This is a genomic window from Pseudonocardia hydrocarbonoxydans (genome assembly GCF_006539565.1).
GTDB classification, from domain to species: Bacteria; Actinomycetota; Actinomycetes; order Mycobacteriales; family Pseudonocardiaceae; genus Pseudonocardia; species Pseudonocardia hydrocarbonoxydans.
Window position 1 is genome coordinate 1 of sequence record NZ_BJNG01000011.1, and the last position, 17,764, is coordinate 17,764.

The window sequence follows — 17,764 nt, forward strand, 5'->3', positions numbered from 1 at the left end:
CCCTCCCGCCGCAGGCCCGGACCGCATCGGTCCGGGCCTGCGGTGTGTCGTGTCCTACTCTCCGCGCGTGACCCCGCCCGGACCGGCACAGCCCGGACCCGCACTCCGCGGGGACCACGACGTCCTCCGCGTGCTGCTCGCCCGCCGCGGCACCCGGCCCGGCGCGCGGGCCGACCCGCACCGCGTCGCGCTCGTCGTCGGCGGGGGCGGGATGCGCGGGGCCTACGTCGCCGGGATGCTGCACGCGCTCGACCGCGCCGGCCTGCGCGACGCCTTCGACGAGGTGTACGGGGCGTCCTCGGGTGCGGTGTCGGCGGCCTCGTTCCTCACCGGCCGTGCCGACGCCGGTGCCGCGGCCTTCCCCGAGGACCTGGCCTCGCGGGCGTTCATCGACCTGCGCCGGCTCGGCACCGGCCGCCCCGCCGTGAGCATCGACCACCTGGTCGACGGCGTGCTCTCGGGCACCAAGCCGCTGCCGTGGGAGGCGCTGCAAGACTGCGCGGTGCCGCTGCACGTCGTCGCCACCGACACCGCCGACCTGAGCCCGCACGTCCTGCGCGGCCTGCACACCGTCGAGGACTGGCGCCGCGGCCTGCGCGCCACCGCCGCCATCCCGCTGCTCGCCGGGCCGCCGGTGGAGCACGGCGGGCGCCGCTGGGTCGACGGGTCGGTGGGCGAGCCGCTGGCCATGGCCCGGGCGCTGCGCGGGGGCGCGACGCACGTGCTCGTGCTCGTGTGCCGCCCGGAGTCGGAGATCGAACCGCCGTCGGGCCTGTCGGTCTGGGCCCGCGCGCTCGACCGCCTCGTCCCCGGGCTCGGGACCCTCGCCCAGGGCACGCGCCGCTACGACCTGCGCCTGGTCACCGACGCGGCGCACCCCGACCGCGGGCCCGGGCACCTGCTCGCGCTGGGCCCGTCGCGCTCGGCCGGCATCGGCGCGCTGTCGACCGACCCGGTCCGCGTCGCCGAGGCCGTGGCGGTGGGCGACGGGTCGGCGCAGGCGGCGGTAGCGTCGGCGGCATGAGTGGATCACCTGCCCGGCCGCGGGCCGCGGTCGTCGTCACCGGGAGCGAGCTGCTCACCGGCGCGATCTCGGACAAGAACGGCCCGTGGGTCGCCGAGCACCTGGGCGCGCTGGGGTTCGAGGTGTCGCACGTGCTCGTCGTCGGCGACCGCCCGGCCGACCTCGCCGACGCGCTGGAGTTCGTCCGGGGCGCCGCGCTCGTGGTCACCAGCGGGGGGCTGGGACCCACGGCCGACGACCTGACCGCCGAGGTCGTCGCCTCCTTCGCCGGGGTACCGCTTGAGCTCGACGAGCCGATGCGCGCGCACATCGCCGGCATCCTCGCGGCCTGGGCGCGGCGCACCGGGTTCGACGGCCCGGCGCTGGAGGAGGCCAACCGCAAGCAGGCGATGGTGCCGCGCGGGGCGGTGGCGCTCCCGCCCGTCGGCACCGCGCCCGGGCTGGTCGTCACCGTGCCCGACGGGCCGGTCGTCATCGTCCTGCCCGGGCCGCCGCGCGAGCTGCAGGGGATGTGGCAGGCCGCGCTCGCCTCGGACCCCGTCGCCGCGCTGCTGGCCGGGGTGCCGCCCGCGCGGTCGCGGTCGCTGCGCTTCTTCGGGCTGCCCGAGTCCGAGATCGCCGCCACCCTGCGCACGCTGGACGCCGGCGACGTCGAGGTGACGACGTGCCTGCGCCGCTCCGAGCTGGAGGTCGACCTGCGCCCGGCGCCGGGGGCGTCGGCGGACGCGCTGGCCGACGCGCTGGTCGCCGCGCACGAGCGGTTCCTGGTCAGCGCGGACGGGACGAGCACCGACGCGCTCGTCGCCGCCGGGCTGCTCGACCGCGGGTGGACGGTGGCGACGGGGGAGTCGTGCACCGGCGGCATGCTGGCGTCACGGCTGATCGACCGGGCGGGCTCCTCGGCGTACGTGGCGGGCGGGGTGGTCGCGTACTCCAACGCGGCGAAGACCGCCCTGCTCGACGTCCCGGCCGCGCTGATCGAGGCCCACGGCGCGGTGTCCCCGGAGGTCGCCCGCGCCCTGGCCGACGGCGCCCGCGCCCGCTTCGGCGCCGACGTCGGCATCGGGATCACCGGCGTCGCGGGGCCGGACGGCGGGACCGAGGCCAAGCCCGTCGGGTACGTCTGCTTCTGCGTGACCACCGCCGACGGCGCGGTCCTCGCCCGCGACCCCCGCCTGCCCGGCGGACGGTCGGACGTGCGCGAACGCTCCACCGACGTCGCCATGCACCTGCTGCTGCGGGCCGTCCGCGGGTGAGATCGACGTGATGGGGGTTTCGTGGCCGTCGAACCCCCACCACGTCGATCTCACCCGGGGTCGGGGGACCGGCGGCGCGCGATGAGGAAGCTCCTGGGTGGACGTATCGATCGCTTGTCCGACCTGTTCCCTAGGGTCCGGCGGGTGAGCGAGAACGACGCGTTGGATCGGACCCGCCGTGACTACGACGAGGTCGCCGAGTTGTACGACGCAATGGTGCGACAGGGCGACCACGTCGTCGATGCGCTGTCAGCAGCGATGATCAACGCCTTCGCCGACGTCGTCCGCGCCGGTGGGTCGGCGGGTGCTGTGGTCGATGCGGGTTGCGGTCCCGGGCAGTGGACCGATCACCTGGATCGAGCCGGTATCCGGGCGTACGGGATCGATCTGTCACCGGCCATGGTCGCGATCGCCCGCCGGTACCGTCCCGACCTGCGCTACGAGGTCGGTTCGCTGCTTCATCTCGACGCAGGGGACGAGTCGATCGCGGGCATCCTGGCGCACTTCTCGTTGATCCACACACCGCCGGACCTGCTCCCGCGCGTCCTGACCGAGTTCGCCCGGGTGGTGGAGCCGGGTGGACCCCTGCTGATCGGTGTGCAGATCACCGACACCGCAGACGCCGACGGTTGGGTCCCGTACGACCACAGAGCCTCACCGGCGTATCTGTGGACCCTCGACGCGCTCGCCGACCGACTGCGCGAGCACGACTTCGCCGAGCTCGGACGCCTGCGAATCGTCGCCCCGGCGCCGGGCAAGCCCCCCGCCGGATATCTGCTGGCGCGCCATGACGCTTGAACTCTGCAGACTCCGGCTGCGAGGCGCCGGCTGGGCCGCGAAACGCTGCTCGACCACGAGAAACGACGCCGACCAACGGGTAACGTTCCCGCTGGTCAGCGCCGCTCCTGTGGCCTTGATCAGGCCGCCTGCTTGGTCTCCCAGAAGATCTTGTCGATCTGGGCGATCAGGTCGAGCAGCTCCTGGCCGGTGGCCGGGTCGTTCGACGCCTTGGTGCCCGAGGCACCCGCGGCCTTGGTGGCCTTGTTGAACAGCTCGTGCAGCTCCGGGTACTTCTCGAAGTGCGGCGGCTTGAAGTAGTCGGTCCACAGCACCCAGAGGTGGTGCTTGACCAGGTCGGAGCGCTGCTCCTTGATGTCGATGGCCCGCGCGCGGAAGGCGGGGTCGTCGTTGCCCTGGTACTTCTCCTGGATGGCCTTGACGGACTCGGCCTCGATGCGCGCCTGGGCGGGGTCGTAGACGCCGCAGGGGAGGTCGCAGTGCGCGGTGGCCTCCAGCCGCGGGCGGAGAATACGGGACAGCATCCGCATGGGGTCCTTCCTTGTTCCGATGATCGAACTCGTTCCTGTCACCCTACTCCCGGGGCGTTCCCGCAACGGCGAGGAGATATGTGTGATCCGGTGGAGAAGGGTGGCGGTGCGCGGTCCGTCGATGTCCCCGACGGTCCGTGACGGCGACGTCCTGCTGGTGCGGTTCGGGGCGGCGCCGGCACCGGGTGACGTGGTGCTCGTGCGCTGGTCACAGCGCCCGGAGCAGCTCTCGGTGAAGCGGGCGGTGCGGGCCGACGGGGCGGGCTGGTGGGTGCTCGGGGACAACCCCGACGGGTCGACGGATTCCCGGACATTGGGTCCCGCGAACGTGGTCGGGGTCGCCTCCGGGCGAATGTGGCCGCGGCCCGGCCGGCTGCGTTCCTGACGTTTCAGCCATCTATTCTTTTCTGCAAAACACTAGCGTTAAGCGGGGCACCGGCGGAGTGCCGTTCCTCCCCCCGGCCCGGGCGGGTCGGCGGGAACGCCCGTGGGGCGGTGCCGCGACCGCACTTCTGTGACGATGGGCCCATGACGCATCCAGGTCGGCGGTTCGGGGACGGTCTCGCGGTCGGCCCGGACCTGGGGGGTGCGGCCGAGGTCGCCGTCGCCCAGGCGCTCGCCCCGCTCGAGGGCGCCGTGCCCGACCTGGTGTGGGTCTTCGTCGCGCCGGGCCGCCTCGGCGGCGACGCGGCCGAGGCCGCGGGGCGTCGCGCGATGGAGCTGGCCGGGGCGCGCACGAGCGTCGGGGGCACCTCCGGCGGCGTGATCGGCGACGGCCGCGGGGTCGAGCACGGGCCGGCCGTCGCGGTCTGGGCGGCCACGCTGCCGGGCGCGACGGTCCGCCCGGTGCGGCTCACCGCCGAGCGCTCCGAGGGCGGCGTGCGCGTCGCGGGGCTCCCCGAGGCCCGCTCCGACGACCGGGTGGCCGCGCTCGTCGTCGACCCCTACTCGTTCCCGGTCGGCGCCTTCCTGGAGCACGGCAACGCGGCGCTGCCCGGGTTCCCGGTGGTCGGCGGCCTGACCGGGGCCCCGGGCGGGCCGGGCGCCAACCGCCTGTTCCTCGACGGCGAGGTCCACGACCGCGGCGGGGTCGGGGTCGTGCTGGGCGGCGACGTGGGCGTGCGCACGGTCGTCAGCCAGGGGTGCCGGCCGATCGGCCCGGCGATGGTCGTGACGCGCGCCGAACGCAACGTGCTGCTGGAGCTGGCCGGGTCGCCCGCCTACCGGCGCCTGGCCGAGATCGTGACGGCGCTGCCGCCCGCCGAGCAGGAGCTGGCCGGGCGCGGGCTGCACGTCGGCATCGCGATCAACGAGTACGCCGACGACCACGGCCGCGGCGACTTCCTGATCCGTGGCGTCACCGGCGTCGACGAGGCGACGGGGGCGGTCGCGATCGGCGAGCTCGTCGAGGTGGGGCAGACGGTGCGGTTCCAGGTGCGCGACGCCGGGGGCGCGGGGGAGGACCTCGTCGAGCTGCTCGGCACCGAACCGGCCGGCGGAGCGCTGCTGTTCTCCTGCAACGGGCGCGGCACGACGATGTTCGACTCCGCCGACCACGACCCCGCCCTGCTGCGCCGCGTGCTGGGCGATGCGGGTGTGGCGGGGTTCTTCGCGGCGGGCGAGATCGGCCCGGTGGGCGGGCGCAACCACCTGCACGGCTTCACCGCGTCGGTGCTGACCTTCCGCTGAGGCCCCGCACCCCGGCGTCAGCGCAGGGTCCCGAAGAACGCCCGCAGCTCGTCGACGAAGATCTCCGGCTGCTCCATCGACGGGAAGTGGCCGCCGACGTCGGGCTGGTGGAAGTGCCGGATGTCGGTGTACCGGCGCTCCAGCCACGAGCGCGGCAGCCGCCACAGCTCCTTGGGGAACAGCGTGATGCCGGTGGGTACCTCGACCGGGTCGAGCCTGCGGCGCTTGTAGCTCTCCCAGTACAGCCGGGCCGAGGACGCCGCGGTGCCGGTCAGCCAGTAGAGCATCACGTCGTCGAGCATCCGGTCGCGCGGGATGACGTTCTCCGGCGGGCCCGCGGAGTCGGTCCAGTCCCAGAACTTCTCCATGATCCACATGCACTGGGCCACCGGCGAGTCGAGCAGGCCGTAGCCCAGCGTCTGCGGGCGGGTGGCCTGGATCGCGGAGTAGCCGGCGCGGTGGGTCTCGAAGTAGCGCCGGTCGGTGAGCGCGGCCTCCTCGGCCTTCGTCAGCCGCGGCACCGCCCCCTCGGGCGGGCGCTGGGCCAGCGGCAGCGTGATGTGGATGCCGATGACGGCCTCGGGCATCCCCGTGCCCAGCGCCGAGGTGATCATCGAGCCCCAGTCGCCGCCCTGCGCGGCGTAGCGGTCGTAGCCGAGGCGGTCCATGAGCTGGGCCCAGGCGGTGGCGATGCGCTCGACGCCCCACCCCGACGTCGACGGCTTGTCGCTGAACCCGTACCCGGGCAGCGAGGGGATGACGAGGTGGAACGCGTCGCGGGGGTCGGGCGGGTCGACGAGGTCGTCGACCACGTCCAGGAACTCGATCACCGAGCCCGGCCACCCGTGGGTGAGCAGCAGCGGCATGGCGTTCCCGTGCCGGGAGCGCACGTGCAGGAAGTGGACCTGCACGGCGTCGTCACCCCCGCCGTCGAGCGGGGTGCGGAACTGCGGCAGCGCGTTGAGCTCGGCCTCGCAGCGGCGCCAGTCGTAGACGCCGCTCCAGTGCTCGACGAGCTCGCGGGCGTAGTCGAGCGGCACGCCCTGGGTCCAGCCCTCGACCGTCGAGGGCTCGGGCCAGCGGGTGCGGGCGAGGCGGTCGCGCAGGTCGTCGAGATCGGCCTGGGGGATGTCGATCCGGAACTCGCGCACCTACAGCTGCACCCCCCGGGTCAGGGCACCGTCGACGACGAGGTTGGTGCCCGTGATGAACGACGCGCGCGGGCTCGCGAGCATCATGACGGCGTAGGCGATCTCCTCGGCGGTGGCCATCCGGCCCGTCGGGTTCAGGCCCATGGCGGTGGCGAACAGGTCGGGGTCGCCACCCTCGATGCCCGCCCACACGCCGCCCGGGAAGTAGGTGTTGCCGGGGGAGACGCAGTTGGCGCGGACGCCCGCCGCGGCGTGCTCGAAGGCCAGCCCGGAGACGTAGTGGACGACGGCGGCCTTCATGGTGCCGTAGGCGTCCTTGGCGAAGTCGATCTCACGGCCGGACACCGACGAGATCGCGACGATCGACCCGCGCGTCGCCGTGAGGTGCGGCAGCGCGGCCTCGCACAGCCGCACCGTGTGCATGAGGTCGACCTCGAAGGAGGCCTTCCAGTTGTCCTCGCCCGCCCCGATCGCCAGCGCGCTGACGTTGGCGACGGCGACGTCGATCCCCCCGAACCGTTCCGCGGTGTCGGCGACCCACGCGGCGAGGGCGGCCCCGTCGGCCACGTCGAGGGCGGTGCCGGTGGCGCCCAGCTCGGCCGCGGCGGCCTCGACCTCGGCGGCGTTGCGCGCGCAGAACGCGACCTTCGCGCCCTCGGCCAGCAGCGCCTCGACCACGGCGCGACCGATGCCCTTCGTCCCGCCGGTGACCAGCGCGGCCTTCCCGGCCAGCTGCAGATCCATCAGATCAGTCCTTTCGCGAGGGAGCGCAGGTGGGCGTGCATGCCGCCGTGCGCGTCGGCGGCGGGGAGCAGGTGCTTGGAGATCTTGGTGAGCGCGCTGTAGTTGGTGTCGCAGACGTTGGCCAGCGGGGACAGCGCGACCTGGGTGAGCAGCTGGTAGGCGTCGAGGCGGTCGAGGCCGTAGAGGTCGCCGAGCCAGGCCACCATGCCGACCTGCGACGCCCGCCAGGCGTCCTCCAGCGGGCGGGCCGACCCGACCACGGCGTAGTGGTCGTCGTGCTCCAGCCGCGGCCACGCGGGCGCCCCGCCCTTGATCAGCTCGACGATCAGCGTGACGTCCATGGCGCCTTCCACCGCGGTGCCGCAGCTCTCGCCCTCGCCCTGCCGGTAGTGCCCGTCGCCGACGGAGAACAGCGCGCCCTCGACGTTGACGCCCAGGTAGCAGGTGGTGCCGGGCTTCATCTCCGGGGTGTCCATGTTGCCGCCGAAGGTGTCGGGCACCAGGCTCGACCGCACCTCGCGGCCCGGCGGCGCGACCCCGACGGTGCCGAGCATCGGCTCCAGCGGCAGGTCCAGGGTGAGGGCGGCCGACTCGAACCGCACCGTCCCGGCGGCCCGGTCGAGCTGGTAGATCCAGGTGCGCTCGGGCAGCGGCTCGTGCAGCGTGTACGGGTGGGTGAGCGCCCCGAAGAACGGGATCGTGGTGCTCGCCGCCCAGTCGCGCGCGGGCGTCAGGTCGACGATGTGGATGGCCAGGGTGTCGCCCGGTTGCGCCCCCTCGACGTGGAACGGCCCGGTCTGCGGGTTGACCTGGGTCATGTCCAGCACCTGCGAGGGCATGTCGGTGGTGCGCTGCAGCCGCCCGGAGAACGCGTCCTCCGTCCACAGTCTCAGCACGGTGCCGGGGCGGATGCGGTGGCTCGGCGCGACGCCGCCGAAGGTCCACGCGTACTGGTCGGGGGTGGGGCGGAACTCCACGACGTCCATCACCGGGATCGTTGCCGCATCACGCACCGACCGCAACACCTCGCGGGGGACCGAGGACCCGGGAGACGCCCCGGGCCGCCGCCCGCACCACCGGGACGTACGCGCGGGGGTCCGAGCCCGCGGCGGGCACCACGACCGACAGCGCCGCGACGACCTCCCCACCGGGGGCGCGCACGGGCGCCGCCACCGACAGCGCCACCAGCTCGATCTGCCGGTCGCTCACCGCGACCCCGGAGCGCCGCACGTCGGCGAGCACCCGGCGCAGCTGCGCCGGGGTGGTGATCGTGTGCTCGGTGTAGCGCCGCAGCGGGGCGGCGAGCACCCTTTCCTGCAGCTCGGGCGGGGCGTGGGCCAGCAGTACCAGGCCGACGCCGGTGGCGTGCAGCGGCAGCCGCCCGCCGACCCGCGTGATGACGTTGACGGCCCGGCGCCCGGAGAGCCGCTCGACGTAGACGACCTCGGTGCCGTCGAGCACGGCGAGCTGGACGTTCTCGCCGGTGACCTCCTGCAGGTCGGTGAGGAACGGCAGGGCCGCCTCCCGCAGCCCCACCGACCGCGGGGCGAGCGCCCCGATCTCCCACAGCCGCAGCCCGATCCGGTACCGGCCGTCGTCGCCGCGCTCCAGCGCGCCCCACCCGGTCAGCTCGCCCACCAGCCGGTGCGCGGTGCTCAGCGGCAGCCCGGCGCGGCGGGCGAGCTCGGTGAGCGCCAGCCGCGGGTGGTCGGCGTCGAATGCGGCCAGCAGCCCCAGCACCCGCTGCGTCACCGTCGCCGGGGCGGGCCCGTCGCGTCCGGTCGATCCCACGCGCACCTCCCGGCCCCCCGCGCACCGCCGGACGTGCGCGCGGCGGACCGACGGTGCGCGCGGCCCCGGGGCAGCGGGACCAGACTTCCACTCAGCGGAAGTCCTGTCGAGCCCCGCGGTGCCCGTCGGTCACGGTGGGCCGATGCGGACACAGGTGGGGATCGTGGGTGCCGGTCCGGCGGGCTTGCTGCTCTCGCACCTGCTGGCCCGCCGGGGGATCGACTCGGTGGTGCTGGAGGCGCGCAGCCGCGAGTACATCGAGCGGCGGGTGCGGGCCGGGGTGCTGGAGCACCCGACCGTCGAGCTGCTGCGGGAGGTCGGGCTCGGCGAGCGGATGGACCGTGAGGGGATGCCGCACGAGGGCGTCTCCCTGCGGTTCGACAGCGAGGAGCACCGCATCGACTTCGCCGACCTCACCGGCCGCGGCATCGTCGTCTACGGGCAGCAGGAGGTCGTCAAGGACCTCGTCGCCGCCCGGCTGGCCGACGGCGGCGACGTCCGGTTCGAGGTCTCGGGCGTCCGGCTCGACGGCCTCACGTCCGACCCGGTGATCCACTTCGACGGTGCCGACGGGACACGGGGCGAGCTGCGTTGCGACGCCGTCGTCGGCGCCGACGGGTTCCACGGCGTCAGCCGTGCCGCCGTGCCGCACACCACCTACGACCGGCAGTACCCCTTCGCCTGGCTGGGGATCCTCGCGCAGGCCGCGCCCGTCCGCGAGGAGCTCGTCTACGCCAACCACCCCGACGGCTTCGCGCTCTACTCGATGCGCAGCCCCGAGGTGACCCGCCTCTACCTGCAGGTGCCGCCGGACACCGACGCCGACGACTGGTCCGACGCCCGGATCTGGGACGAGCTGCACCGGCGCCTGGGCACCGAGATCAACGAGGGCCCGCTGCTGGAGAAGGGGGTCACCGGGATGCGCAGCTTCGTCGCCGAGCCGATGCGCCACGGCAGGCTGTTCCTCGCCGGCGACGCCGCGCACATCGTGCCGCCGACCGGCGCCAAGGGCATGAACCTCGCCATCGCCGACGTCCGGGTGCTGGCCGACGCGCTGTACCGCCTGGTCACCGCGGGCGATGGGTCGGGCGTCGACGCCTACTCCGACACCTGCCTGCGCCGCGTGTGGCGCGCGGAGCACTTCTCCTGGTGGATGACCTCCATGCTGCACACCGACCCGGCCGCCGACGCCTTCGACCGCCGCCTGCAGCTCGCCCAGCTGCGCCAGACCGTGCGCTCGCGGGCCGCGGCCACCACCCTCGCCGAGAACTACGTCGGCCTGCCCCACGGGAGCGTGTGATGACCTACCGACCCCCCGCCGCGGGGACCCACCCGCCGCTGAGCGCGCCCGGCTACCGCAGCACCGCGCTGCGGGCGCCGTCGCACGCGCCGGTGGTGCTGCCCCAGGGCCTCACCGAGCTCACCGGTCCCGCGCTGCGCGGGCCGGTCGGCCCGTCCGACGACGACCTCACCCGCCAGCACGCGGGCGAGCCGATCGGGCAGCGCATCGTCGTGTTCGGCCGGGTCCTCGACGGAGACGGCCGGGCGGTGCCCGACAGCCTCGTCGAGATCTGGCAGGCCAACGCCGCGGGCCGCTACGCCCACGCCCGCGACACCTGGCCCGCCCCGTTGGACCCGAACTTCACCGGAGGCGGCCGGGTCGTCACCGGCGCCGACGGCGGCTACTCGTTCACCACGATCCGGCCCGGCGCCTACCCCTGGGGCAACCACCACAACGCCTGGCGCCCCGCCCACATCCACTTCTCGCTGTTCGGGCGGGCCTTCCCCCAGCGGCTGGTCACCCAGATGTACTTCCCCGACGACCCGCTGCTCGCCCACGACCCGATCGTCAACTCCGTGCCCGACGAGCGGGCGCGGATGCGCATGGTGTCGGCGTTCGACCTCGACGCCACCCGCCCCGAATGGGCCCTGGCCTACCGGTTCGACATCGTGCTGCGCGGTGGCGCGGCCACGCCGTTCGAGGAGCCCCATGGATGAGACCCCGTCCCAGACCGTCGGCCCGTTCCTGTCGATCGGCCTGACCTGGCCCGACGGGCACCTGGTCGTCCCCGAGGGGACGCCGGGGGCCGTCCGGATCAGCGGCACGCTCACCGACGGCGCGGGCGAGCCCGTCGCCGACGGTCTCGTCGAGACCTGGCAGGTCGGCGCCGACGGCCGCCCCGACCCGACGGCAGGTTTCGGGCGGTGCGCCACCGGGCCGGACGGCACCTGGGAGGTCCGCACCGTCAAGCCGGGCGCGCTCGGCGACGGTCAGGCCCCCCACGTCGACGTGTCGGTGTTCGCCCGCGGCCTGCTCGACCGCGTCGTCACCCGCATCTACTTCCCCGACGAGGCCGCGGCCAACGCCGCCGACCCGCTGCTCGCCGCGCTCCCGCCCGACCGTGCGGCCACGCTCGTCGCCGTCGACGCGGGCCCGGGCGAGCTGCGGTTCGACGTCCGCCTGCAGGGCGCACACGAGACGGTGTTCCTCGCCCTGTAGTGCGAACCGGTGAGAGGCCTCACGCGTAGATCACGTCGCAGCAGGGAAACCCCGGAACGATCTCGGCGTTGCTCACAACGTCTCAGTGTTCGCACAGCTGGGTGACGGCGCCGACCGGGGTGCCTGTGATGTGCTGTGGATCTAGGGAGGGGGGACCGATGACCGCCGTGCTCGACCGTGCGCCGCTCGACGGTGCGCCGCGGTCCCGCCCGTCGTTGCGCGAGCGGCACCCCCTGGCCGTGCAGCTGTCGCGCTACGTCGTGGCCGGCGGCGTCGGCACGCTGGTCAACGCGCTGGTCTTCCTGTCCCTGCGCACCTGGTGGGAGCTGCTCGCGGCCAACCTCGCCGCCCTCGTGGTGAGCACGCTGGTGAGCACCGAGGTCAACCGCCGGTTCACCTTCAGCGGCGAGCAGGGCCACCGCTGGCGCGCCCACGTGCAGACCGCCGGGATGGTCGCCTTCTACGCCGTCTACAGCTCCGCGGTGCTGCTGGCGCTGCACGCCGTCGTCGACGAGCCGACGCCGCTGCTCGAGACGGTCACCGTGGCGGCCGCCAGTGTCCTGGGCGGGGCGGTCCGGTTCCTGCTGCTGCGCTTCTGGGTCTTCGATCCGGCGCCGTCCGTGGCGGGCCCATCCGTGGCAGGCTCTGCTCCCATGCGACAGACCATCATGAAGCGCACGTCGGTGAAGCGGGCCGTCGTGGCGGGCCTGGCCGGAGCGGCCCTGGTGCTCTCCTCGGCGGGCGCGTGCGGCCCGGTCCAGGGCGACGACGACAACCCCGGCGTGTCCGACCAGCAGGACGGCGGCGACGGTGAGGACGACGGCGGGGACGGGGACGACGACGGGGACGACGACTGACCGTTCGGAGGGGTCGGGTCCCGCGGCGGGTGACTAGCGTCGAGGACATGCCCAAGTACGTCATCGAACGCGAACTGCCCGGCGCGGGCAGCCTGACCGACGCCCAGATCAACGACATCAGCCGCACCAGCAACCAGGTCCTGGACACCATGCCCGACGTCCAGTGGGACCACAGCTACGTCACCGACGACAAGATCTACTGCGTGTACGTGGCCCCGGACGCGGACAAGATCCGTGCCCACGCCGACGCGGGCGGGTTCCCGGCGAACTCCGTCAGCGAGGTCCGGCGCACCATCGACCCGACCACCGGCGGTCGCTGAACCTGCCGGTTCCGGCCCCGCGGCCTACCCTGGTGATCATGACGCCACAGGGGGTCTTCGAGCGCGAGCCCGTCGGCATGGCCGAACGGATCCTGGCCGACGGCTCGTCGCGCTGGCCGGTGGAGGCGGGGCGCTACCGGCTCGTCGTCGCGCGGGCCTGCCCGTGGGCGCACCGGTCGGTGATCGTCCGGCGGCTGCTCGGCCTGGAGGGCGCGATCTCGATGGGGATCGCGGGCCCGCTGCACGACGAGCGCAGCTGGCGCTTCCACCTCGACCCGGGCGACCGCGACCCGGTGCTCGGCATCGAGTACCTCGGCGAGGCCTACCGCGCCGCCGATCCCGACTTCGACGCCGGGATCACCGTCCCCGCGCTGGTCGACGTCGCGAGCGGCCAGGTGGCCACCAACGGGTTCGCGGACCTCACCAAGGACTTCTCCACCCAGTGGACCGCGCACCACCGCCCCGGCGCGCCCGACCTCTACCCGGAGCGGCACCGGGCCGAGATCGACGAGATGATCGACTCGTTCTACGACTCGGTGAACAACGGCGTCTACCGGTGCGGGTTCGCGAGCACCCAGGAGGCCTACGAGCAGGCCTACGGGGAGCTGTTCGACCGGCTCGACGCCCTGTCCGACCACCTCGCGGGCCGTCGCTACCTCGTGGGCGACACGATCACCGAGGCCGACGTCCGGCTGTGGGTCACCCTCGTCCGCTTCGACTCCGCCTACCACGGCCACTTCAAGTGCAACCGGCACAAGCTCACGGAGATGCCGGTGCTGTGGGCCTACGCGCGCGACCTGTTCGCCACCCCGGGCTTCGGCGACACCACCGACTTCGTGCAGGTCAAGCAGCACTACTACGGCGTACACGACTCGATCAACCCGAGCGGCGTCGTGCCGCTGGGTCCCGACCTGCGCGGCTGGCTCACCCCGCACGGCCGCGACGAGCTCGGCGGCCGTCCCTTCGGCGACGGCACCCCGCCCGGCCCGGTCGCGGAAGCCGAGCGGGTGCCGTCGATCGGCTGACCTACATGTCCATCCCGCCGTTGACGGAGATGACGCTGCCGGTGATGTAGCCCGCGTCGTCGTCGACGAGGAACTGCACCGCGCGCGCGATCTCCGACGCCTGGCCCAGCCGGCCCACCGGCACCCGGGCGACGATCTTGTCGTAGGCCTCCTGCGGGATCGCCGCCACCATCTCGGTCTCGATGTAGCCGGGGGCCACGCTGTTGACCGTGATGCCCTTGTTGGCCGTCTCGCGCGCGAGGCTCTGCGTCAGCCCGAACAGCCCGGCCTTGGACGCGGCGTAGTTGACCTGCCCGATGTTGCCCATCTGCCCGATCACCGACGAGATGTTGACGATCCGGCCGAACCTGCGCTCCAGCATGTGGTCGAGCACCGGCTTGGTCATGTAGAACGCGCCGGAGAGGTTGACGCGCAGCACGGCGTGCCAGTCCTCCACCGACATCTTGCGCATCGTCTTGTCGACGGTGACGCCGGCGTTGTTGATGAGGTAGTCGATGCGCCCGTGGGCCTCGAGCACCTCGCCCACGACCCGGTTGCAGTCCTCCACGACGCCGACGTTGCCCTGGTGCACCGACACCGACCCACCGTCGGCACCGAGCTTCTCGGCCAGTTCCTCCGCCGCCTTGCTGTTCGAGGAGTACCCGGCCGCGACGTGCACCCCGGACTTCGCCAGCGCGGTCGTGATCGCCGCCCCGATGCCCCGTGCCCCGCCGGTCACGATGGCCACTCGCCTGTCGGTCATATGGTTCCCCTCATTCGCCGAACGCCTCACGGACGTCGTCTGTGGTGGTGGGCCGGTCGGTGGTGCGCCGGTCGTCGGCCGCCGCGGTCGCGGGGGGCGTGGCGGCACGCTCCGGGGCGACGATGGACGGGTCGACGCGCAGCACCGCGTAGCCGCCGACGGCACCCGCCCCGAACCCGGGCGCGAACACGCGGACGGGTGCGGTGATGGCGCCGTCGCGGACGGCGTCGGCGATGGCGATGGGGATCGACGCCGCGGAGACGTTGCCCATCGTCTCGATGTTGAAGTAGAGCTGGTCGTGGCGCAGCCCGGCCTTGTCGGCGAGCCCGAGGATCATCGTCTTGTTGGCCTGGTGCGGCACGATGAGGTCGATCGAGTCGATCATCGGGCGGTCCGGCCGGTCGGGGTCGGGCTCGTCGGCCAGCTCGCCCAGCATCTGGTCGAGGTAGCGCTGCACCAGCGACTTGACCTCCGGGCCGTAGACGGTGATGTCGTTGTCGAACTCCGGGTTCGGCCAGATGATCGAGTTGACCTCGCTGACCGGGCCGCTGGCGTAGGTCTGCAGCAGCTCGACGTCGGACCGCTCGCCGGGCGCCACCACGATCGCCGACGCGCCGTCGCCGAAGATCATGCGTGAGGTCCGGACCGCGCCGATCTTGTCGGAGAACTTCTCGACGCAGACCAGCAGCACCGGCCGGCGCACCTCCTGCAGCAGCCGCACGGCCTCGGAGAGCCCGTAGGGCAGGCCCGCGCAGGCGGCCACGATGTCGGCCGAGGCGTGGGTCTGCAGGATCCCGAGCTGGCCCGAGAGCCAGCAGGCCGCGGACGGGATGAGCCGGTCGCTCGTGCAGGTGGCCACCAGCACCGCCCCGATCTCGGCGGGGGTGCGCCCGGAGTGCTCCAGCGCGGCCAGCGCCGCGTCGAGGGCGAGCTGCTCCAGTGGCCGCTCGGAGTAGCGGCGCTCGTCGATCCCGGTCTTCGTGCTGATCTCCGCCGCGCTCATCGGCGACCAGGAGAAGCTCGCGTTGCGGATGACGTCGTCGTTGCTGCACACCAGCTCGCCGCGCACCACCGACAGCGCCTCCAGCACAGGTGCGACCGCGAAGGCCTCGCGCACCCGCGTCGGCGGGTAGGGCGCGACGGGCTCGACGGGGGGCAGCGCCGCGGGCGCCGCGGCCGGGACCGTCCCGGAGCGCACCCGGTCGATGAACGCGGTGACGTCGCGGTTGCGCGGGTGCAGGGCGATGACGACGTCGTCGTCGCCGATCTCCCCGACCGCCCGCAGCGTGGTGTCGGCGCGTTCCCACGGGTACTGGTTGTGCAGCACCATCGCCCAGCGCGACAGCGCCTCCAGCTCCGGCACGGCCTCGTCGGCGTCGAGGATCTCGGTGAGGGAGAAGGTCGGGTAGTCGGGGTCGTGCGCGGGCAGCACCCAGGTCAGCGCATCGGGCTGCGCGAGCAGCTCCGCGACCGTCGGCTTCATTGCCGGCAGCTCCGTGGCGTGGTGGCGCTTGTGCCGGAACACGTCGAACAGCAGGGCGAACGCGCGGTCCTCCGCGGCCTCGTCGAAGGTGGCGGGCAGCGACCGGTAGGCGTTCTCGACGGCGCTGACCTTGCGGTCGCCGTCCTCCCACGGCGTCAGCACGGGCAGGAAGACGTCGCTGCGGCCCCGGGGGAGGTCGCGGAAGCGGGTGGGTCTCTTGTCGAACATCGTCATCGTGAAACGGTTGACCCAGAACAGGTTCTGGGCCAGGTCGCGCAGCAGCGGGAAGCGGCTGTCGTAGGAGCCGGACTCGATGCGTTCCAGCAGGTCCGTGCCGGTGGGGGCCTTGGCCTCGAAGTCACGGCCGATGACGGCGGTGAACTGGTCGAGGGAGTCGAGGACGGAGAAGTCGAGCTCTCCGAGGACGGTCGCGGGGAACACCAGCTTGCCGTGGCTGTTGATCACGAACGGCTTCACACCCCCACCCAACGCGATGTGACCCGCGTCGCACAAGTGCAGGGGGGACCGATCTTGTCCCTGACACCCGGACGCGCCACCGATGGTCGAGTCGATCACCCGGACGCGAGGAGGATGATGGGCCGCGATGACCCGACCGCACGTACCCGCACATCACACGTCCGTCCGCTTGCGCGCCCGCGCCCACCCCGCGCGGCGGCGCCCGGCCGGGCCCTGGCTCGTGGGGATCGCCGCGGGTGTGGTGGCCGCCGCGGCGGCGTTCCTCGTCCCGGCCGTGCCCACGCCCGTGCAGCCGCTCTCCGCGCCCGCCCCGCTGGCCCCCGCGCCCGTCGACGACCGGCTCCCGGAGTGCGTCGACGTCGTCGCGGCGCTGGGGCCCCGCGCGCAGCTCGCGCAGCGCCTGATGGTCGGGGTCGACGCCGCCGACCCGGCGGCCGCCGCGGAGACCGTGCACGCCTCCCAGGTGGGCGGGGTGTTCCTGCCGGGCAACGCCACCGCGCTGTTGCAGGACCAGTCCCTGCGCGCCCTGCAGGCCGGGGCCCGGATCCCGGTCACCGTCGCCGTCGACGACGAGGGCGGGCGCGTCCAGCGCATCGACGAGCTCGACGGCGACCTGCCCAGCGCCCGGGAGATGAGCGGGCTCACCCCCGACGAGGTGCGCGCGCTGGCGGCCGAACGGGGCCGTCAGCTCGCGGCCCGGGGCGTCACCATGGACATCGCGCCGGTCGTCGACCTCGGGGGGCAGGGCGCGAACGAGGTGATCGGCGACCGCTCCTTCGGCACCGACCCCGACGACGTCACCCGCTACGCCCTGGCCTTCGCGCAGGGCCTGCAGGACGCGGGGGTCGAACCCGTCGTGAAGCACTTCCCCGGGCACGGCCGCGCCGACGGCGACTCGCACGCCGGCCGCGTCACCACCCCGCCCCTGGACGAGCTGCGCGCCGCCGACCTGCGCCCCTACGCCGACCTGGTGGGCCCCGGCGCCCCGCTGACCGAGGGCCCGCGACCCGCGGCGGTGATGGTCGGGCACCTCGACGTCCCCGGCCTCACCGACGACCTGCCCAGCTCCCTCACCCCCGCGGTGTACGCGCTGCTGCGTGACGAGTACGGCTTCGACGGCGTCGTCTACACCGACGACCTCGGCGCGATGAAGGCGGTGACGGGGGAGTACGAGCTGCCCGAGGCGGTGCTCACCGCCCTGGCCGCGGGCTCCGACGTGGCCCTGTGGTCCAGCGGCGGCGACCCGGCCCCGATCCTCGACGCCCTGGAGCCGGCACTGGCCGACGGCACCCTCGACGCGACGGAGCACACCGCGGCCGTCACCCGCGTCCTGCGCGCGAAGTCGGCCTGCGGCTGACGCCCGTCGCCCGGGCCCGG

At 73.8% G+C, this 17,764-nt stretch carries 19 protein-coding genes; 12 read left to right on the top strand and 7 right to left on the bottom strand.

All coding sequences use genetic code 11. The annotated features are described in order from the left end of the window. Positions 1–67 precede the first annotated feature (67 nt). From PHY01_RS05390 to PHY01_RS05400, 3 genes are all read left to right on the top strand, one after another. Positions 68–1,024 (top strand): patatin-like phospholipase family protein, encoded by a 957-nt coding sequence (locus PHY01_RS05390; RefSeq protein WP_141277414.1) that lies wholly within the window; start codon positions 68–70, stop codon positions 1,022–1,024. Continuing rightward, positions 1,021–2,280, top strand: coding sequence for a competence/damage-inducible protein A (locus PHY01_RS05395; protein ID WP_141277415.1), 1,260 nt, complete (start codon positions 1,021–1,023; stop codon positions 2,278–2,280). Before PHY01_RS05390 ends, PHY01_RS05395 begins: the two co-directional genes overlap by 4 nt. Positions 2,281–2,424: 144 nt before the next feature. Beyond that, positions 2,425–3,078, top strand: coding sequence for a class I SAM-dependent methyltransferase (locus PHY01_RS05400; protein ID WP_170183650.1), 654 nt, complete (start codon positions 2,425–2,427; stop codon positions 3,076–3,078). Between the two features lie 119 nt (positions 3,079–3,197). On the opposite strand, the gene sodN is transcribed toward PHY01_RS05400, so the two are convergent. Continuing rightward, a complete protein-coding gene (gene sodN / locus PHY01_RS05405; protein WP_141277417.1) occupies positions 3,198–3,608 on the bottom strand; it encodes a superoxide dismutase, Ni in 411 nt (136 codons plus the stop codon). An 82-nt stretch (positions 3,609–3,690) separates the two neighbouring features. On the opposite strand from sodN, the gene PHY01_RS05410 reads away from it, so the two are divergent. Both PHY01_RS05410 and PHY01_RS05415 read left to right on the top strand, forming a co-directional pair. Further along, on the top strand, positions 3,691–3,993 hold the full coding sequence (locus tag PHY01_RS05410) for a S26 family signal peptidase (RefSeq protein WP_344252774.1): 303 nt from the start codon (positions 3,691–3,693) through the stop codon (positions 3,991–3,993). 143 nt (positions 3,994–4,136) lie between these two features. Further along, entirely contained in the window at positions 4,137–5,297 is a 1,161-nt protein-coding gene (locus PHY01_RS05415) for an FIST signal transduction protein (protein WP_141277419.1), read from the top strand. Between the two features lie 17 nt (positions 5,298–5,314). On the opposite strand, the gene PHY01_RS05420 is transcribed toward PHY01_RS05415, so the two are convergent. Genes PHY01_RS05420 through PHY01_RS05435 form a run of 4 tightly spaced genes read right to left on the bottom strand, consistent with a single transcriptional unit; the run spans position 5,315 to position 8,983 of the window. After that, positions 5,315–6,448, bottom strand: a complete 1,134-nt coding sequence (locus PHY01_RS05420; RefSeq protein ID WP_141277420.1) for an epoxide hydrolase family protein — start codon at positions 6,446–6,448, stop codon at positions 5,315–5,317. Next, complete coding sequence (locus PHY01_RS05425; RefSeq protein WP_141277421.1) at positions 6,449–7,192, bottom strand: SDR family NAD(P)-dependent oxidoreductase; 744 nt, start codon at positions 7,190–7,192, stop codon at positions 6,449–6,451. It abuts the gene before it with no gap. Further along, positions 7,192–8,178: an acetamidase/formamidase family protein gene (locus tag PHY01_RS05430; protein ID WP_141277521.1), complete on the bottom strand. Its 987-nt coding sequence runs from the start codon at positions 8,176–8,178 to the stop codon at positions 7,192–7,194. The genes PHY01_RS05425 and PHY01_RS05430 overlap by 1 nt, the downstream gene beginning before the upstream one ends. A 19-nt stretch (positions 8,179–8,197) precedes the next feature. After that, a complete protein-coding gene (locus PHY01_RS05435) occupies positions 8,198–8,983 on the bottom strand; it encodes an IclR family transcriptional regulator (protein ID WP_141277422.1) in 786 nt (261 codons plus the stop codon). Between the two features lie 142 nt (positions 8,984–9,125). Between PHY01_RS05435 and PHY01_RS05440 the strand changes: the two genes are divergently transcribed. The 6 genes from PHY01_RS05440 to PHY01_RS05465 all read left to right on the top strand — a co-directional run bounded on the left by PHY01_RS05440 (position 9,126) and on the right by PHY01_RS05465 (position 13,685). Beyond that, positions 9,126–10,283, top strand: coding sequence for a 4-hydroxybenzoate 3-monooxygenase (locus tag PHY01_RS05440; protein ID WP_141277423.1), 1,158 nt, complete (start codon positions 9,126–9,128; stop codon positions 10,281–10,283). Further along, positions 10,283–10,981, top strand: a complete 699-nt coding sequence (gene pcaH, locus PHY01_RS05445; RefSeq protein WP_141277424.1) for a protocatechuate 3,4-dioxygenase subunit beta — start codon at positions 10,283–10,285, stop codon at positions 10,979–10,981. The genes PHY01_RS05440 and pcaH overlap by 1 nt, the downstream gene beginning before the upstream one ends. Then, positions 10,974–11,483, top strand: a complete 510-nt coding sequence (gene pcaG / locus PHY01_RS05450; RefSeq protein ID WP_141277425.1) for a protocatechuate 3,4-dioxygenase subunit alpha — start codon at positions 10,974–10,976, stop codon at positions 11,481–11,483. Before pcaH ends, pcaG begins: the two co-directional genes overlap by 8 nt. 158 nt (positions 11,484–11,641) lie before the next feature. Next, a complete protein-coding gene (locus tag PHY01_RS05455; RefSeq protein ID WP_170183651.1) occupies positions 11,642–12,340 on the top strand; it encodes a GtrA family protein in 699 nt (232 codons plus the stop codon). A 47-nt stretch (positions 12,341–12,387) separates the two neighbouring features. Further along, the gene (locus tag PHY01_RS05460) at positions 12,388–12,660 is read left to right on the top strand and encodes a DUF4242 domain-containing protein (RefSeq protein WP_141277427.1); all 273 of its coding nucleotides are present in this window, start codon (positions 12,388–12,390) and stop codon (positions 12,658–12,660) included. Between the two features lie 38 nt (positions 12,661–12,698). Then, positions 12,699–13,685, top strand: coding sequence for a glutathione S-transferase family protein (locus PHY01_RS05465; protein WP_141277428.1), 987 nt, complete (start codon positions 12,699–12,701; stop codon positions 13,683–13,685). Position 13,686: 1 nt separating this feature from the next. On the opposite strand, the gene PHY01_RS05470 is transcribed toward PHY01_RS05465, so the two are convergent. Together PHY01_RS05470 and PHY01_RS05475 are read right to left on the bottom strand one after the other, a co-directional pair. Further along, on the bottom strand, positions 13,687–14,427 hold the full coding sequence (locus PHY01_RS05470; protein ID WP_141277429.1) for a beta-ketoacyl-ACP reductase: 741 nt from the start codon (positions 14,425–14,427) through the stop codon (positions 13,687–13,689). A gap of 10 nt (positions 14,428–14,437) precedes the next feature. Next, the gene (locus PHY01_RS05475; protein WP_141277430.1) at positions 14,438–16,387 is read right to left on the bottom strand and encodes a 3-oxoacyl-[acyl-carrier-protein] synthase III C-terminal domain-containing protein; all 1,950 of its coding nucleotides are present in this window, start codon (positions 16,385–16,387) and stop codon (positions 14,438–14,440) included. A 169-nt stretch (positions 16,388–16,556) separates the two neighbouring features. Here PHY01_RS05475 and PHY01_RS05480 point away from each other — a divergent pair, with 169 nt between their 5' ends. Beyond that, on the top strand, positions 16,557–17,744 hold the full coding sequence (locus PHY01_RS05480) for a glycoside hydrolase family 3 N-terminal domain-containing protein (RefSeq protein ID WP_246085713.1): 1,188 nt from the start codon (positions 16,557–16,559) through the stop codon (positions 17,742–17,744). The last annotated feature ends 20 nt before the right edge of the window (positions 17,745–17,764 follow it).

What these genes read in the sequence shown, in the direction of transcription:
- PHY01_RS05395 (WP_141277415.1), top strand. Translation starts at nt 1,021, where the DNA reads ATGAGTGGATCACCTGCCCGGCCGCGGGCCGCGGTCGTCGTCACCGGG.
- sodN (WP_141277417.1), bottom strand. Translation starts at nt 3,608, where the DNA reads ATGCGGATGCTGTCCCGTATTCTCCGCCCGCGGCTGGAGGCCACCGCG.
- PHY01_RS05415 (WP_141277419.1), top strand. Translation starts at nt 4,137, where the DNA reads ATGACGCATCCAGGTCGGCGGTTCGGGGACGGTCTCGCGGTCGGCCCG.
- PHY01_RS05425 (WP_141277421.1), bottom strand. Translation starts at nt 7,192, where the DNA reads ATGGATCTGCAGCTGGCCGGGAAGGCCGCGCTGGTCACCGGCGGGACG.
- PHY01_RS05430 (WP_141277521.1), bottom strand. Translation starts at nt 8,178, where the DNA reads ATGGACGTCGTGGAGTTCCGCCCCACCCCCGACCAGTACGCGTGGACC.
- PHY01_RS05440 (WP_141277423.1), top strand. Translation starts at nt 9,126, where the DNA reads ATGCGGACACAGGTGGGGATCGTGGGTGCCGGTCCGGCGGGCTTGCTG.
- pcaH (WP_141277424.1), top strand. Translation starts at nt 10,283, where the DNA reads ATGACCTACCGACCCCCCGCCGCGGGGACCCACCCGCCGCTGAGCGCG.
- pcaG (WP_141277425.1), top strand. Translation starts at nt 10,974, where the DNA reads ATGGATGAGACCCCGTCCCAGACCGTCGGCCCGTTCCTGTCGATCGGC.
- PHY01_RS05455 (WP_170183651.1), top strand. Translation starts at nt 11,642, where the DNA reads ATGACCGCCGTGCTCGACCGTGCGCCGCTCGACGGTGCGCCGCGGTCC.
- PHY01_RS05460 (WP_141277427.1), top strand. Translation starts at nt 12,388, where the DNA reads ATGCCCAAGTACGTCATCGAACGCGAACTGCCCGGCGCGGGCAGCCTG.
- PHY01_RS05465 (WP_141277428.1), top strand. Translation starts at nt 12,699, where the DNA reads ATGACGCCACAGGGGGTCTTCGAGCGCGAGCCCGTCGGCATGGCCGAA.
- PHY01_RS05470 (WP_141277429.1), bottom strand. Translation starts at nt 14,427, where the DNA reads ATGACCGACAGGCGAGTGGCCATCGTGACCGGCGGGGCACGGGGCATC.